The sequence below is a fragment of the Niallia sp. Sow4_A1 genome, assembly GCF_052116745.1.
GTDB lineage: Bacteria > Bacillota > Bacilli > Bacillales > Cytobacillaceae > Niallia > Niallia hominis.
In genome coordinates this window covers 102709-119603 of record NZ_JBQKKM010000007.1, presented here as the reverse complement: position 1 = coordinate 119603, position 16895 = coordinate 102709, and the positions used below count along the sequence as shown (strand labels likewise).

Annotated in this window: 19 protein-coding genes; 2 read left to right on the top strand and 17 right to left on the bottom strand. The window is 31.7% G+C overall.

Translation table 11 applies throughout. From position 1 onward, the window contains the following. Positions 1-69: 69 nt before the first annotated feature. The 12 genes from ACTQ5K_RS06150 to ACTQ5K_RS06095 all read right to left on the bottom strand — a co-directional run bounded on the left by ACTQ5K_RS06150 (position 70) and on the right by ACTQ5K_RS06095 (position 10768). Positions 70-1116 carry a hypothetical protein gene (locus tag ACTQ5K_RS06150; protein WP_441993788.1) on the bottom strand — a complete coding sequence of 349 codons (1047 nt, stop codon included), beginning with the start codon at positions 1114-1116 and terminating at the stop codon, positions 70-72. Positions 1117-1457: 341 nt separating this feature from the next. Continuing rightward, positions 1458-1958, bottom strand: coding sequence for a hypothetical protein (locus ACTQ5K_RS06145; RefSeq protein ID WP_016205131.1), 501 nt, complete (start codon positions 1956-1958; stop codon positions 1458-1460). A 9-nt stretch (positions 1959-1967) separates the two neighbouring features. Then, the gene (locus ACTQ5K_RS06140) at positions 1968-2339 is read right to left on the bottom strand and encodes a hypothetical protein (RefSeq protein WP_016205132.1); all 372 of its coding nucleotides are present in this window, start codon (positions 2337-2339) and stop codon (positions 1968-1970) included. Between the two features lie 64 nt (positions 2340-2403). Further along, complete coding sequence (locus tag ACTQ5K_RS06135; RefSeq protein ID WP_162837589.1) at positions 2404-2580, bottom strand: hypothetical protein; 177 nt, start codon at positions 2578-2580, stop codon at positions 2404-2406. 16 nt (positions 2581-2596) lie between these two features. Continuing rightward, positions 2597-2752 carry a hypothetical protein gene (locus tag ACTQ5K_RS06130; protein WP_193224519.1) on the bottom strand — a complete coding sequence of 52 codons (156 nt, stop codon included), beginning with the start codon at positions 2750-2752 and terminating at the stop codon, positions 2597-2599. Between the two features lie 194 nt (positions 2753-2946). Beyond that, positions 2947-3855 (bottom strand): hypothetical protein, encoded by a 909-nt coding sequence (locus ACTQ5K_RS06125; RefSeq protein ID WP_016205133.1) that lies wholly within the window; start codon positions 3853-3855, stop codon positions 2947-2949. Positions 3856-3877: 22 nt separating this feature from the next. Then, the gene (locus ACTQ5K_RS06120) at positions 3878-4858 is read right to left on the bottom strand and encodes a hypothetical protein (protein ID WP_016205134.1); all 981 of its coding nucleotides are present in this window, start codon (positions 4856-4858) and stop codon (positions 3878-3880) included. After that, entirely contained in the window at positions 4851-6389 is a 1539-nt protein-coding gene (locus ACTQ5K_RS06115) for an ATPase, T2SS/T4P/T4SS family (RefSeq protein WP_016205135.1), read from the bottom strand. The genes ACTQ5K_RS06120 and ACTQ5K_RS06115 overlap by 8 nt, the downstream gene beginning before the upstream one ends. 15 nt (positions 6390-6404) lie before the next feature. After that, positions 6405-7559: a ParA family protein gene (locus ACTQ5K_RS06110; protein WP_016205136.1), complete on the bottom strand. Its 1155-nt coding sequence runs from the start codon at positions 7557-7559 to the stop codon at positions 6405-6407. Positions 7560-7574: 15 nt separating this feature from the next. Further along, complete coding sequence (locus ACTQ5K_RS06105) at positions 7575-8324, bottom strand: hypothetical protein (RefSeq protein ID WP_016205137.1); 750 nt, start codon at positions 8322-8324, stop codon at positions 7575-7577. After that, positions 8321-9787: a hypothetical protein gene (locus ACTQ5K_RS06100; protein ID WP_016205138.1), complete on the bottom strand. Its 1467-nt coding sequence runs from the start codon at positions 9785-9787 to the stop codon at positions 8321-8323. The genes ACTQ5K_RS06105 and ACTQ5K_RS06100 overlap by 4 nt, the downstream gene beginning before the upstream one ends. A gap of 591 nt (positions 9788-10378) precedes the next feature. Then, positions 10379-10768: a polymorphic toxin type 44 domain-containing protein gene (locus tag ACTQ5K_RS06095; protein WP_441993787.1), complete on the bottom strand. Its 390-nt coding sequence runs from the start codon at positions 10766-10768 to the stop codon at positions 10379-10381. An 80-nt stretch (positions 10769-10848) separates the two neighbouring features. Between ACTQ5K_RS06095 and ACTQ5K_RS06090 the strand changes: the two genes are divergently transcribed. Both ACTQ5K_RS06090 and ACTQ5K_RS06085 read left to right on the top strand, forming a co-directional pair. Further along, positions 10849-11160 (top strand): transposase, encoded by a 312-nt coding sequence (locus ACTQ5K_RS06090; RefSeq protein WP_016205489.1) that lies wholly within the window; start codon positions 10849-10851, stop codon positions 11158-11160. A gap of 11 nt (positions 11161-11171) precedes the next feature. Beyond that, on the top strand, positions 11172-12071 hold the full coding sequence (locus ACTQ5K_RS06085) for an IS3 family transposase (RefSeq protein ID WP_040344397.1): 900 nt from the start codon (positions 11172-11174) through the stop codon (positions 12069-12071). Between the two features lie 104 nt (positions 12072-12175). Here ACTQ5K_RS06085 and ACTQ5K_RS06080 read toward each other — a convergent pair whose 3' ends face one another. From ACTQ5K_RS06080 to ACTQ5K_RS06060, 5 genes are all read right to left on the bottom strand, one after another. Next, positions 12176-12760, bottom strand: coding sequence for a hypothetical protein (locus ACTQ5K_RS06080; protein ID WP_441993786.1), 585 nt, complete (start codon positions 12758-12760; stop codon positions 12176-12178). Between the two features lie 740 nt (positions 12761-13500). Then, entirely contained in the window at positions 13501-14115 is a 615-nt protein-coding gene (locus ACTQ5K_RS06075) for a hypothetical protein (RefSeq protein WP_016205276.1), read from the bottom strand. Next, positions 14108-14554, bottom strand: a complete 447-nt coding sequence (locus tag ACTQ5K_RS06070; RefSeq protein WP_016205275.1) for a hypothetical protein — start codon at positions 14552-14554, stop codon at positions 14108-14110. The genes ACTQ5K_RS06075 and ACTQ5K_RS06070 overlap by 8 nt, the downstream gene beginning before the upstream one ends. A 403-nt stretch (positions 14555-14957) precedes the next feature. Further along, positions 14958-15761, bottom strand: coding sequence for a replication-relaxation family protein (locus tag ACTQ5K_RS06065; RefSeq protein ID WP_226752558.1), 804 nt, complete (start codon positions 15759-15761; stop codon positions 14958-14960). 152 nt (positions 15762-15913) lie between these two features. Beyond that, a complete protein-coding gene (locus ACTQ5K_RS06060) occupies positions 15914-16816 on the bottom strand; it encodes a S1 RNA-binding domain-containing protein (RefSeq protein WP_047943191.1) in 903 nt (300 codons plus the stop codon). Positions 16817-16895: the final 79 nt, after the last annotated feature.

Below are 16895 nucleotides of genomic sequence, written 5' to 3'. Positions count from 1 at the left end.
CCATTTAATATAAAAGTTTATATTAAATATTTTAAAGCAAATTAAATGGGGAATCAATAAATAACAATTTTAAATTTTTAATTTTTTCTTTCTAATAATGAAGATTACTGCAGCTCCGATAATTAGTACTCCTACTACCGAAATAATTATTGGGAGTTTACTAGATTTAGACTCATCTTCATCTAGAATTGAAGAACGAGTTGCTTCTTCTTTAATATTATCATTGTTTTCATTTGTAATATTGGTATCCATGTTATCTTCCTTGTTTTCAGTAGAAGGGTCGTTTTTATCAGAACTTTCTTTTTTCTGCTCAGTTTCCATTGTGCTTTCTTTTGTTTTATTATCATTTTTATCAGTAGATGTATTACTTCCTTCCTTTATTTTTGTTACAGTGGCAACAACTTTATTTTCCTCGTTATTGCTTCTATCGGAAGAACTACTTTGACTTGATTTTGATGAACTATTGGAAGAAGAACTGCTGTTTGTTTTTTTACTTTCTGTATTATTGCTTGTTCCACTTGATTTTGATAGATTAGTTGAGTTGCTTTTACTAGAACTCGATTTTGAAGTATTAGTTGAGTTATTTTTACTAGTATTGGTATTGCTTGAATTTTTACTACCTGTAGAAGTAGAAGGTTTTGTTGCTTTATTATCAGAATTCGGTTGTGTAACCGGTTTGGACTCTGGTTTAGGCTTTGGTGCAGGTTTAGGGTCTGGTTTAGGCTCAGGCTTTGGTGTAGGTTTAGGTTCGGGCTTTGGCTCAGGCTTCGGTGTAGGTTTAGGAGTTGGCTTAGTAGCAACCCTGTTAATATAAACCGTTAATTCTGCATGAGTGTGTTTATCTGAAAAAACGGGTACTATAAACTTTTGACCACTTTTTGTTACAGATTGATGAACCCCACCAAAAATATTAAAAGTATCTGCAGCCTTTGCATAATATCCATACACTATATCTCTGCATAATCCACTTGCATTTGCTGGGTTAGCTTGTGTAGCCTTATCTGAATTAATTGTCATGCTACAGGATGCTAAAGGTAACTCATCTGCAAGCAAATGCACTGGTTTTAATACTCCTAAAATTAGTATTAATGTTAATAACGTTATTACTCTTTTCATATAAATTTCCCCTCTCAATTTTTTTACTTTATTTTTTGTCCTTTATAAACGAAAAAAAGCGATCCAATGGGACGTTTTAATGGATCAGAGTATAATCACCCTAATCAACTTCTAAAACATAGTCCCAAAGAACCGCATCTTTTTTCATTAATCGAATAGCCATTGATGGCACAAAAAATAAAAAATAGTATTGATATGCCTTAATTATACCCGGTTCTTAAGATAATTTCATTATAAAAGTAAAAAAAATTGGTTGTTTTAACCATGTTCACTGTTTATATCGGATAATTTTGGAATATTAAAAGAAAAAACCATACAATTAGCATGGTTCTTTTATCCTGTTATTTATTTTTATACTCATAAACCGCTGCTTGTCGTATCATTGCAAGATCTCCTTTGAACCAGCGGGGGCTTTCAGTAGTTACAATGGCAATTACACAAGGACCTTCTACGTTTTCGAATACCTGGTAGTTATCGTTATAATATACAAACGGATAGGTCCTGGATATACTATCATCAATAAATTCTAGATGAACTAAGTACAATTCTTTCTGAAAAAAAGAGTTTGCGGTAGGTGTATAAACATAGCCCTGAGAACTTTTAAGTTTTAAATTATTATTTAAACTATTTTTAAGATTTTCTAATGATTTTTCTTTATCAAAGATTATCTTTCCTTCAGATAATGCAGCTGGATTAATCGCAAGACCAGCATCATGAACTGCTAATTCTAAAGAGTTCTTTAATTGTCTAGAAGCGGTTTTGTCTGTATCTAAATTAAGCTGTAATTGCATAATTAATGCAAAAAGTAGTGCAAATAATAAAGTTCTTAATGTTGTACTCATTATATACTCCTAATATTCGCTTAAGATTTTGGTGCTTTTTGAAATAGTTCTAGGACCTTGGTTGAATATATTAAGAATAAATATAAAAGTTCGTGGCACTTCAATAGTAGCTTCTATATATTCGTTTCGAGGGGTTAATTTAGATGTTCCTGTGATGATAATTTTAGATTCGTCAAAGTTATAACCCTCTACTAGAGTTTTTTTCATTTCCTTAATAATTTCTGGTGTTAATCTGCCTTCAATAGATGCTTTTTTTGCTCCTTCAGTTAAAGTAACTTCAATTGCTTCACGATGCATACTATCAATTGATGCTAATATTGGTGTGAATATAAGGTTTACTGTGATAAACAATACCATCCATTCGGCTAACGTTCTTGCCATTTAGAACACCCCTTTGAAAAAATCAAAGGAGCGGTAAACTCCTTTGACTGTAAATGTTGATCTTTTAATTATTACTAGATACACCAGCACCAGTAGGAAGGTTGCTTTGTGCTCCGTTAATTTTTGCGGAATAAGTAGTAGTATTTGAACCTACTAGATTGTATCCGATGAAGAATAAGAATGCGCTAATTGTTACTACTGTAAGTCCGATTTTCAAGAATTGAGCTAAAGTTGTGTTCATTTTTAAAATTCCCCTTTTACAATTTGATTTTTATTTGATGTTCATTTTGTAGCATATCTTGATACTGATTGTTTTTTGCTTTATAAGCATTAAATGAGGTTCCTAAAATTAAATAAGTCATAATGGATACAATTGCTGCCATCATCATAAATGTTAATAGTGATTTATTCATAATAATATCCCCTCGTTATCCACCGCTTTTTGCAGTATATAGAGCCATAGAATCAGAGAAACCAGATAATTCCTGATACAAAGCTACAAAAATAAATGTACTTATCACAATGGCTGTAATGGCGACTTTCATGAAAGTACTTAGCGACGTATTTATTGTTGGTCACCTCCTTAAAAGAATAATAGATTCCACCTTTACATTTGTGATTTATCTAATATAGCTATTACCATCATTACTACTACAAGTACAAAGTTTAATATATGAATAAAATGTGTAGCTTTGATAGGAATTTTTAATAGATCTGTTGTTATTTTTCTTTTTCTTCTGTAATTTTCAACTTGTTTTTTTGCAAATGTTCCATGCATTCCATTTAACTGTTCAAGTGCGGTCTCTCTTTTCATACTGTCTAGATTTTGTAAAACTCCGATTAGCGCCTCGCTGGGTTTAGAATCTAAGTGTTTAGAAAATTGTTCTAATGCTTTACTTGGTCCATCACTAGTCCATGAACTTAGTAATTCCGTTAACGGTTTTTGTAGCAAATAGAAAAATGGCTTTATATTTTGCAAAATACTATAAGTATTAAGACGATGGACAGTCATCATTTCTATTTCGTTAATGATTAAATCATAGAGCATAAAAATCTCTGAATGTAATTTCGATGTTTGATAGTCAATGGTTCTTTTCATGATATAAACAAATAACGAAATAGGATTACTAGGAAGAGCGAAAACAAATAGAAGTAATATAACAGCAGCCTTTGGTGCAAGATAATCCATATTCCCTAATAAAACCGGAAAAACTATGTAATAAAGAACTAAAAATGCTGTTACTGAATATAGAATTAAATAGTATTTAATACCATTTAGTCCTAATGGATACTTTGCTTGTTTAAACCATTCCTCGGCTTTAGAATTTTTAGCAAGTCCTAAAATAGAGTTCTTATTTTTTTGTAAATTGCTTTTGAACCGTAAACGGTGTTGCATTCGTTCAGATGTTGAGTTCATTCCCAAATACACTAAATATCCTGAAGTAAAAGACAGAACAATCACAACTAAGTATTTAAATACATCTATGTATTTAAATAATAGAACTTCTGATTCCATAAAAATTTTACTCCTTTCCTTGTTATAGGTCGTTTTTAGGATGTTTTAAATAAATTGAAATTATAAGTGAAAAAACAGTCCCTACTACGGAAAGGCAAAAGGTAAATAATGTCCATTTTTCTCCAAATTGAAGCTTAAACCAATCCTGTGCTCCACTTGTAAAATAACCTAATAATAGTGAGCCAATAAACAATGGAACCGTTAGGAATCCATCATAAATAGATTCAACAGTTAGAGATTGTTCTTCTTCTAACATTTCTTCTGTATCCTCTATTTGTTTTGTTAGAACTAAGAGGGAATGTAATACGTTTTCTTTATACTTATAGCCTTTTAAAATAATACTTCCTAATCTTTTTGACCAATTGGTTCCAGTTGTATAAGTGAAAACTTGAATGCTATCTCTCAATTCTTGTTCATTTCGAGATAACTGAAGATCAGTAATTAAGCGAACTGTTACTTTTCTTAAACTTTTATTCTGTATTTCGTTTTGCATGGCACTTAAAGCGTAATAAATATCATATTTATTAACACTATAGGCTTGGGTTAGTTTCTGAACCATACTTAGAAATTCTGTACTCATGACATATCTCAATTTGTTTAATTTTATCCTTAACATTAAATATGGTACGGTCATCAGAAGTAACCCGAATAGTAGGGCGATAACAAAATCTTTTATTAAATAATAGATAAAAGCGAAACTAGTCAAACCAAGTAATGCGGTGAATAGGAGAAATACTCCAGTATCATTGTCACTACGATGATTACTTGTAGTTCTTATTAATAAGCTTATGTGTTTAAAAAAAGGGTGCTTATAAGTATGCGATTCAGGTGAAGCATTACCACTTTTGATTCTTCTTATTCGATACTTATAATTAACTTCTTGATACTTTATTTTGACTGAATCCATCATAATCTGATAGGAAATATAAAGCCCAGAAACGATTACGATGGAATAGAGAACGTAATTGATACCAGATTGCCAAAGCCATTGAAAATTATTCATTTAAAGCACCATCTAATAAATCATTAAGAATATTATCCTTTTGTCTCTCGTATTCGCTCATTGGAAAAAGTTTTTCTTTCTTCTTTAGATGATTTAATAGAATTTTAGTATCCTCTACACTTTCTTCAGCCATTAGATATAAAAGTTCCTTACTTATGTTAGAAGAATAATAGTATTGTCTGCTTATTGGGTGGTAGCGAACGAGATCTTGTTCTTTTGGTTTTTTTTCGATTTCATCCCATATAATTTCTGTTACACCGATAACCCTTTTCTTTCTTCTATCTCTTTCCGCGCTCAGGGAAATGACCAAGTCAATATTTCTCGCTACCCTCTCTTGTTCGTTATCAAATTTCCGATTGGGAAATTCATCTAATAAATGTCGGGTAATCTGAGCAACGATATTTTTAACGGCTGTTAAATGGTAAGTAGAAAATGCACCGCGTTCTCCTCTTTCACAAGCTTGTAAGTACCCCTCAGTTTCTAGAGAACGAATTTCCCCAACAGTAATATAGTCATGTTCCATACGAAGAAGTCTTGGTACGGCATGATGTAGGTCTCCTTCTGTGGCCTGAACTTCATAAATTAAACGATCTTTTAAATCCTCGGTTAGATTTAATTCAAAATGTTTTTCTAATACTGCAATTGTGTATTCAGGTGGTCTTTCGCGTATCATAGACTTCATAAAAGTTGTTTTTGCAGATCGAACTCTTCCAGCAAAAATGGTGTTAGCCATGCTTCTTGATAAGGCTCGATAAAAAGGAACATCATCTTGTGGGATTGTTCCTAATCTTGCTTGTTCTTCTAAACTGTTATTTTTAATTACGAATCGTCTAAATACTATAATGTCTAGTTTAGTTCTAGGATTCATCATCATGGTGATTCGCGAACCATCTTCTCGTTCTATTTCCAGTTCTGGTTGCTGCTCATTAATCAGTGCTTCTTTTGTTCTTATTTGAAAAGCTTTTTTTATACGATTTACGACTGCTGTACTTTCAAATTCTTCTGGTTGTTTTTGAAAATAACCATTTTTATCGATCCATAATTCTGTCCCTCTGATAACAGCTGATTCACTATTAGGTTCCTTATCCCATTTATGTAGAATACTTACGCCCCATACTTCATGGAAAATAGCTTCTGGTAAAGAATCATAAAAAGAGGGATATTCATCGGACGTAATATTCTCTTTTTGTAAGACTTCGTTTATTTTTGTTATAAAGTAAGATATAGCTTGTTTGTCACCAATAACTGCTTGGTGCTGTCTGTTTAACCAAACATCATCACTATTTGAATCTTCGTTTATTAAAGAGGAAGATTGATCATTTTCTACAGATTCAGCTATTATGATACTTTGTAGCTCTTCTTTAACTTGGTTACAAATTAAACGAAATGTCTTTTTTCTTTCATAGGTAGTTACAAAATCTTTTTTTAACCCTTTTTCCTCAATAGTTTTAGATAACCATTGGGAAGGCTCAAACTCACTTTCTAATCCTAATGATTGTTCTGTATCATTTTTAGCTGCATTTGAAGTCATTTTTTCGCCTCCATTTTACCGGTTAAATATAGATAAAAATCCTTTTTTATCTTTGTGCGTCTTCATATCTTCTTTTTCTGTTAATTTAGCTTCAGCAATTATGACATTGGCTAAAACATCTATTGGCTTGTTATAGCTACTATCTGAAAAATCGTATAGTAATTTTTTCTCAAAAGTAGCAATGGATCCTAGCTCCTTCATATCTGGTATTGTGACAACTCGATTCATATTTAGTTCTTCCTCAAGTTTTTTTTCGCTTATTAATGCATTCGCAGGTTGGAATTTATTGATAACAAGCATAAAATCATCATTTTTCCCACCAGAAGGTTCAATTATTTGTTGGTATAGATAAGGATAATATCCTCTATAGCCTTTCTCTTCTTGATTAGTAACAAGAAATTTCATATTACTACTTAAGTAAGCTTGTGCTGCAAGTGCAGAATCAAAGTGAGTGCCCGAATCGATTAAAATTACATCAAATAACTGTTGAGCTGTTTGAATCAAATGTTCAATTTCATAAGGTTTATAAAATCTTTGCATTTTAATATCGCGGTTGCCGGCCAAATGATAAAAGGAATCATGATAATAAATAGCTTCGGATAACCTGTTTATCGTTAAATTTTTGACATTGAGATCTACTTTCAAATCATTTAAATATTGACCCTGATACAAGTAAAAATAATCGGCTGGATCCCAACTATTTAAACTCAAAACTAAAACCTTTTCTTTTACTTTGAGTGATAATGCTCTTCCTAAATTTAAAGTAGTAGAGGAAACACCAGCACCATTATGTGTGCCAAATATGCCAATGATTCTCTTTGATAAATAATCATCTTTATTCGTTAGGTTATTGATACAGTATTCAACTACTTGAAGTTCTGTAGAATATTCATGAATAAGGGTTACTTTATATGCTGCACATAGTCTTGTAATTGTCTTAGTAAATTGTTCGCTCTTGATTTGACTAGGCTTAAAATACATGGGAATAGAGGGATATTTCTCTCTAACTACTCCTATGTTATTGATGTCAAATGAATCTCCATCTAATAAAACAGCATCCATTTTTTCCTTATTTGAATAATCAATATTGCCCATATGAGCATGGAGGTTGTCCATTTTGTCAATTAGTTCTTTGTAGATAGAGTTTTGACTAAAAATTAATATTTCCATTACATGTCCTTCTCCCTATTGATAAGTTATATATAATTTTGCTCCTTTACCGAGCACTTCGTTCATTAACTTTTTAAAGTCCTCTTCATTTAAAATAATCTCCAAATCACTTATGCTTGAAGTAGCATTAAGTCGTTTATCCTCTTTGTTGTTTTCTGATGATGAGATTACCTCTTTATTACTCGAATCTTTTACATAAACAACCTTTATTGATTTTAAGAACGGTTCACTTTCCATTGAATTAGATATTTTTTCGATCTGTTCTTTTGTATCCTCAGAGCTAGTAGTAGATGGACCATTTTTATTTAAATTTGTAGTTCCATCGTTATAAATCAAATAAATATTAACGGTATCTTTTCTTCTTAAAGAACCAGGCATTGCATAAATCATTTCTTTCGTTATAGGGCGAATAGCTTCGCCTTCCTCTTCATTTGGTAAAAGTTCGTCGTAATCTATCATTGTTTTACTAAGAAGTGAATTCCCTTGGATAATTTGATTAGCATCTAATCCAATAATTTCATCCACTTCTGCAGGTAGGATGACGTCATTCATTAAAGTTTGTTTAGGTCTACGTTCTATCAGTATCTTATCTTCTGTAATAGGTTCATTTTTTAATATTTCAGAAGAGGGCTTAATCACTACAACCTCTGTTGAATCAATTCGTACTCGTAAAAATTGATCATAGAATAAGGTTAAACCGATAGCTGATACACCTACCAATAGACCGCTGATTATTTTGATGGAAGGTCTTTTAAAGAAATTCATTCGTTTTGATTACCTCCTGGATTCGTTTTTTCTATCTTAATTTTTCTATTGAAGAGTTTGTTTAATATCCCGCTTGCTTTAGTTTTCAAGAGTTTATTAGGAAGTAAAAGTTCTAATATAGGTACCAAAAGTTCATTTACTTTGCTTTTATAATCCTTATAGTCGTTAAGGAATATCCCTTGATACTGTGCTTCATATACATCTTCATCTTCAAAAGAGGGAATTATAGAGATTAATTTATCTTTAAATAAATCTTGAATTAAGGGATTTTTCTTTATTTTTTCATTGAAACGATTACCAATGATATGTGTTTTCTCAGATTCGATAAGGCTAGAGAATAGTGGATTTTCACCAAGCCCTTGAAGTTGGGTGACATCTGAGTCAAGAACAATGAATAGATGATCTGCTATCTCTAATAAATCAGTGACTACCTCATTGTCTAAGTTGCTACCAACATCAATAATCGTTACAAGTGATGAATTAGTGTAGAGTAACTTTATATAATCCTCAAAGCTAATTCCTACTGGTTCCTCACTTAAAGTGGGATTATGACATATAAGTTCAACACCATCACGAAACCACTCTGTTTGAATATCTGAAGTATTCTCTTGTTGTGCACTCCACTTATTTACGTAATTTGGAGCAAATTCATGGCCATAAAAACGGTCATATGTATAGGGATTTAGCAAGGGATCTTCCACATATAATGTGCTAACTTGGTAATTTGCTATGCTACGAGCTAATATATGTGAAATAAATGTTGTACCATTGCGTTGGTAAAAGCTACCTACAAGGATAGTTTTCTTCCTAACTGGAACACCTACTACTTTTTCACTGGGTGCATTATGTACGTGAATTGAGTATTCCCTTTTTATGACATTTTTTTGAACGATTCTTTGTACGATAGTTTTTTCTTTAGTGTTTTTTTCTTTGTGTGTTTTACCGTTCTCATTTTCGTTAACAGATTCCTCTTCCGAATCTTCTTCCAGTAGAGAGGGAATCACTTCACCATCGATACTAAGAGAGTTATTGATAAAACGTGCTACTTCTGCGAATGAGACTTTCCCTTTTAACTGGTTTATAAATTGTTCAATATCTATTCTTTGGGTATTGAATATATCAAGTACTCCCATACTAACTAGTCGAGAAAGAAGCGGATCATTGCTTGATCGTTCGCATAGGAAAACAATTCTTAATGCGTCGTCGAAATCAAGTCGGAGTTGTTTTATAATACTTAACAGCTCAATATCTTTATCTTTTTGATTTTCTTGCATGGATTCTAAATAAGTATCATGCACAATTAGTATTGAAGGAGTTTCTTCTTTAACAATTTCATAGAGATATTTTCGATGTAAAATTTCTTGTTTACTTAAAGTGAAATCTTCAGGATACTTTGAAAAGGTCTCAATTAAAATCTTGGTATAGGTTTTATCACCTACCGCTATAAGAACCTTCTTTGTCATACTAAAACTCCTTTAAAACAAAAAAACACCCGAACACAAGGCAATTACAAAGAATTGTCTTACATTCGGGTGCTTCCCGTTAGTCATTATATTAATTTGCGTATTTTCGGTATGAAAGTCTTCTAGAATCCTAGAAGACATTTACATTTAAAAGAGAAAGATTGACGACGATTCAATCTTTAAAATTATAGTATCATGTTACTACTCCACATTCAAGTTAATTATTAACAAAAAGTATTGAAAAATTTAATTATCGCTTAAATCAATTTCTGTTACATATGAAAAGTTATATTTAGCTTCTTTTAAGGAGTCTCTTACAAAGAATAAGAAAAAAGTATTAGAAGTTGATATTGAAAAAGCTAGAAAATGCTCCTTAACAATAAATAAGAGATTATTAGTTGTTTTAACATAATATATTTTGAAATATTCTAAATATACCTGTTAAATTACAAATATAAGATTAATTAATATAATAGATATGTATATAAAAATACCTGTAGTTAGCATTCTTTTTAAAATGTCCTAACTACAGGTATCTCTGTTTATTCTGTTTAATCAATTATTTTATCTTATAAAAGTTCCAAGTGTATTCTAATGTTCAGAATTATATTTATCTATCCCTTTTTGAATTTGTGCTTGATCTTTTGGATCATCGAAAAAACTCTTGTAAAATTTTATGTCAGAAGTTCCAACACCGATTTGTACTAACCCAGCTGCAGACTTTAAAGTTGTAGCACTAAAAATAGATCTTCCAACATACCCATAATGAAAATTACCAATTGCTTCACCTGTCATTAAAGATTTATTTAAATCTGAAACTGTATACTTTGTTGTTGTTCCTAATTGAACTTTATAATCCCATACTCCACCGGGTTTAACTCTTTGTGCGAAATATGAACCAGCAACTAGATGTCTAGTTCCAAATACAGCATTGTCATATACTTTTTTAAGTGATTTTGCATGACTTCTAGTTGAAGACATAACTCATAAGCCCCAAAATGAACTTGGACAATAAGAGTAATATTTATTATACTGCTTAATGTACCAAGGAGGCTGACATCATGAAACGAATAAAACATTCTAAAGAATTTAAATTACAAGTCATCAAGGAAGCCCAAGACACAGGGAAGAATACCCTTGTAGCTCGCCGGTATGATCTGAATCCCAATATGGTTAGTCGCTGGGTTCGTGAATACAAAGATGGTAAATTTGGTGAAGTAGATGTGGCTGTGCTGCCAGATATAGACTCCAAAGAATTATCCAAAGAAAATGAAAAACTTAAAATGTTATTAGGTGAAAAAGACCTTGAAATAGCGATCCTGAGGGATCTTATAAAAAAGAAAAACCCTCACTTGCTGAAAAGCATGAAGTAGCTAACAAATGGATTCAAAAAGGCTACTCGATTTCAAAGGTGCTTAAAATCATAGGTATTCCTCGATCCACATACTATTATCAAAAGAATTATCGTGTTGAGGAGAAAAAAGTAAGTGAGGGACGTCCAGCACCAGGTTATTCGATCCAAGAGGACGGTCAAAAGATATCAGACGAACAGATTAAAGAATTTCTACTAGAAGAGATTGCCGGTGATTGCTATAACTATGGTTATCGCAAACTCACTAAGGTCTTAAGGCGAAAATACAAACTTAAAATTAACAAGAAAAAAGTATACCGGATTTGTAAAGAATTGGGCATCTTACGCCCACAGCGCCAAAAGAAAGTCTCATACCCTAGGAAACTAGCAAGAAATCGCATTATTACAAGATCTAATCAGCTATGGGAAGCTGACATTAAATATGGCTTTATCGAAGGTGAGGATCGCTTTTTCTTTGTCATGTCCATCATCGATGTTTATGACAGGGGCATCATTACCTATCATATGGGATTAAGCTGCACTGGAGATGATGTCAAACAGACACTGAAAAGGGCATTATTAAAACGCCAACAATATGATGAATTGGAAAAACCTGTAATCCGAACAGACAATGGACCGCAGTTTATTTCCCATACTTTTGAAAAGTTTTGTGAAGATTCCAAAATTGAGCACGAAAGAATTCCACCAAGAACACCAAATATGAATGCTCATATTGAGTCTTTCCATCGCATTTTTGAGGACGATTGCCTATCCAGATGGCAGTTTGAAACCTACACAGAAGCATATCAAGAAGTCATGAATTTTATGGAGTTCTACAACGAGAGACGTATGCATTCTAGTATACTAGATTTGTCACCAAAGGAATTCTATCAAAAACAAGATTCATTGGTGATCAAGGAGGTTCGGGTGTAATGGATGTATTCATTCAAAGCATCAGCTTGATTTGGAGTGGCGGGCATGATAGCCTCGTTCGGCGATGCCAATGTTGTAAAACAGCTGGCTTCTTGGCAGGAGAATCATGCCCGCAGAGGCTCCATGTCAAGCAACATGGCCTTTTTGAAGAATAATGAAAGAAATCTATAAAATAAAAAACTGAGGAAATGAAAGAATAAGAGAGTTATTGTCCAAAATTCGGGGGTTAATCCGATAATACTAATAATTTGCGCCATAGGTCTTATAACAATTTCCCTAGGTACATCTGTAACATAGTTAATTAAAAGATCTTTGTCTACGGTAATTGCTTTTTCAGTAATTAGTACATTTATTTTTTCAATAAAATTCTTTAAAGTATTAAGATCATTCTCCGATAATTTTTCAGCATCTACAAAACTATTATAATTAACATTGAGTGTTTTATCGGAATTTAATGAAACTAGATCTTTATGTTTAAGAAGTAGTGTATAAGCATCTTCATCAGAAGAAACGGCTGTAACATTTAAATCAATTGAATCATTATATATGTCTTCTATAGAATTATTAATTTCATTTAAAACACCATTTGAAGAGTCAGGTTCAGCAGCATAAATATTAGTAGGTGTAAGAATAAATAAACAAGCTATAACAATTATAAATTTAGTTAAAAAAATTCTATTACTCTTCATAACTTTATTACCTCACTATTAAATTATTTTTTAAGATTACTAACCATTGAACCAATCTGGACTAAAAAGTAACCAGACAATAAAAGTATAAGACATAATAAAAATTGAAATTAAGTACCCAATAGTCAAAAATATATCTACACTTTTAAATTTCTTTATAGTTATGGCATTTTTTAAATACATAAGAAATAAAACTAGACCAATTATTAAGCAGACAATATTTATAATTCCTAATAAATAATATCCAGGATATATTGGACTTATAATGTAAATAAAATAGATCAATAAATAAACAAAATCTACTAATAATAACTGAAATAATCTTTTTCTAATAGACATATTTCCCCCCCTTTCTATACTGTAAATTTATTGCTAACTATTCCATTATATAGAAATTTTGTTGTTTTTTCAATTTTTTTTGAAAATTATCAATATTTTAGGTTGGATAATTGATAATAGGTGGGGATAAATTTTGAGAAATTGAGGGGAAATTATTTAAGTCTTTAACTGGTAATAAAATGTAGTTCTTAGACTAACTTGTTCGTCATTATAGTCAATAGTCATTAATACACACAATAGCATAGGACGTTCATTATAGGTCCTTCAAAATATCGATTATAATAATTTTTCTATAAATAAACATGTATTACTAGGATTTCAATCTTGAAAGTTTATTTTGCCTTACTGTTGCAATCAGTGTAAGGCAAAACAAAGTAGTTAGTCCATTCTGATTTTTCTTTTTATTTATCAGCATTCAATCTTCTAATTATACCTGGTATTACGTTTCCTAAGTTACCTTTCTTATACTGTTGTATAAAATCACGATATAGTAATCTTAATATATCCTCTACTACAAATTCATTTTCTGGTTCAACATCTGTAATATCAGATAGCATTACCTCCAATCTAAGTGCTACTTTTCTTCTTAGTGAACATTTAATCTGTTTTGTTTTGGTTGTTTTATTTGGTTTAGCAAAAGTAAGAGGTTGATGCTTATCTTCCGAATAACTATATATCTTTACAAAATAATCATTTCTCTGTTTTAATTCATGATATAAGTCGTAAGGATTGTTCCTATCTTTAACTTGAAATAGAAAGTCATCGACTAAAATACTTATAAGATCTCGTTGGGTAAATTCATAATTTCCCATTGCCTCCGCGACATCTTCACAAAATAACTCCCCTCTCAAATATTCAGAAACAGGGATGAAAAAGGAATAAGGAAGTTTAACTGGGTTAGTTAATTTATTTAATGAAAAGTTTAATAATCTGTCAAAAAATCCATCTGGTCGATACGATAACTCATTAAGTTCCTCTTCATAAACAGGATATATTGGTTTATTTGATTTAGCCATATAAATGACCATCTCTTTCTTTTATTAACATGAATTTCAATAGGCGGTATGCTGCTTCTTTAAGGCTACAATCCCATTCAACTGTCTTATCAAAGAGTAGGTCATGATAGTAAACTTCTAATTTAGCAGGATAAGGCTTGCCTTTTGGGTCATAGGAGTCATCAAAAATTTGGGCATCTTTATATTCTGTTAGAGCTTTTTTTACTAAGAGTGAACAAAAAGGTGTTGGTTGTAGTCCTCTCCTATTTGCCAATCTTTTAATGAGTTTTCTTTCTTCATCTGAAAGAGGAATCTTAACATCCTTTTTTTTATCTATCCTCGTTTTGCGTCCCTCATCTTTTGTTATTGGTATTTTCCGAACATTCCTTATTAGTAATGGATCTTCTTTCTTTTTATGATTGTTGTTAAAAATAGGATTTAATGGCTTCCTTCCATCCATAGCCCTCTCTTCCCCCTCTTCTTTTTTTGTTTTGCCCTACTTTATCTCAGTGTCAGTATGCCAAATTGTTATATTGATAGAGTATGAGGAGGAGGAGAGGTTTAGAACGTATAGAAACTAGAATTTTGGACAAACTTTAAATAGACGAATAATTTTATATAAAAGGAGCTTTTTATATGGCAAAAAAAAACACTGTAATTAGTCCTGTATCTAAGGAAGTTTTAAAACAGTTTGGAGAGCTAGGGAAAAAATCAGCAGCAGTTAAGAAAGTAAAAATAAAAAAATAGCGGTTCTGGATAAGGGCCGCTATACATAATTAAAAGTTCATCTCTTTTAAGGTAATTTGTTCTTTTATGATACTTACAGCATTTTAATAATGATATATAATTACAGGGAAATTTAATTAATAATTCCCCTGCAAATGAACATTTATTCTTTGTAATTTTTGATGTTTCAGTGGTTGATAATAGGCACTCTCTAAATTTTCATTTATTAATTCTTCAACTAAGAAAAGAATATTAAATGGTAATGTATCTAATAACAGTTCTTTATGAATTGCTTCAGCAATAGATATGGTAGATGTATATATAATTACGATTTGCGGATTTTCAGGAAAATCTGAAATTGGTAAATTACCATATTTATTATAGACATATTTCCAATTCTCAAACTTATCTCTGAAATAACCAATAAAGTTTTGGTTCATTTGTGCTCTGTCAATAAGAAAGTTAATATTCCCATTAGGGGTTTTTACTTCTGCTGCACTCATTGGGAACTTATACCGAGCATTATTTGCTAGACGAGCATTCCATTTCCATTTAGAAACAACTTTCTTTTCTATGAATTGGCAGCGAAGCTCATTCATTGATACATATCGTTTTAATCCACCTACACCATAATTATCCCATCTATCAGGGGCCATAAAGAACTGATCGCTATAATAATGTTTTAGTAGCCTATAACCCGCTACCCCTAATGTAAAGGGAGCGGGAGGTCGTGTTTCTTCATCACCCCGTATTCTAACTTTCCATCTATCTACAACACCATTGGTTCTCAATCGATCTAAACGCTTAGAGGTTTCTGACCTACTCATTAGAGAAGACATATATCTCCTAATTTGGTCCTCATTTGCACAAACAGCGTCACCTAGAACTTTAATAAGGGTAAAATCCGCTTCATCAATAATTTTTCTGTTTAATAGTGTCATAGCACCTTCTATCCCTGTATATGGGTAATATTTCGAAGGTTTTACATAACTACTTTTAAGTAGTGGATGGTCCCAGAAAGGGATTTCACCATTTCTTGTGGTGAAAACAGGGAAATCGTCCATTACTAAGTTATTTTGTTCAGAAATATTCATTATTCAAAGAGGAATGAAGCGACATCTTTGATTTTCTTTTTACCCCTTGGATACCCCGTAATAGTTACTTTGGCATGTCTTTTATCTTTATCGATGGAGCGGATAGTGCAAGAAACAATATCTCCAACTACTGGCTCTGGCAAGTGACGGGGACGGATCCCTTTAACTTCTAATCCTGCATCTAATTTAACAAATATTCCATGTATGGGGTCTAGATTCGTTACTTTACCAGCGACTGTACTGTTTTGATTATAAAGTTCGATTAATTTTTTAAATGGATCATCTTGAGTATCCCTTCTGCTAACTTGAATAAGATTATTTTCTTTATCAAATCTCAAAACTTTTACTTGTATTGTTTCTCCTCGATTAATTTCATGCTGAATATTTCCATTTTCCCAGCTCCAATGTCTAGCGTTCATAAAGCAATCTGCACCATTAATACGGACAAAAACCTTCCTCGTGTTTGGATTATAACCTCTTACTACACCGTCAAAAATTGTTGACTTTAAGGAATCTTCAGCTTCTAGTGTTACTAATTGTTTCATGAATTCCGCTTTTCTGATATCATCCGCTTTCCTAACTGATACCAATACAATATTGTCTTCAATGTCTATTTGGTCTACAATCACTTCTTGAATTGATCCTGTAAAACCGTTTAATGAACGGAAATCATGATCAGAAAATTCGTTGCTTGGGCAATATGCTGTAATGTTTGTACCTTCTAAGAGAAATGTTGCTACTTCCATCTGTTTTTTTACATATTTTCCATCTTCTAATACTTTGGTTTCCCTTGTTGATACTGCAGTTACAGCTCCTTTAATTATAGTTCTATCTCGCTTAATCTTTGCTAGTTCATTTAATTGGTTGTCATTAACCCATGATGTTTTTAGTGTTTCAGCCATCATTTTCCCTCCTAATAGTGAATTTACTGTAAACATAAAAAACGACCCAAAACAAAAGCAGTTATTCAAACTACTTCGT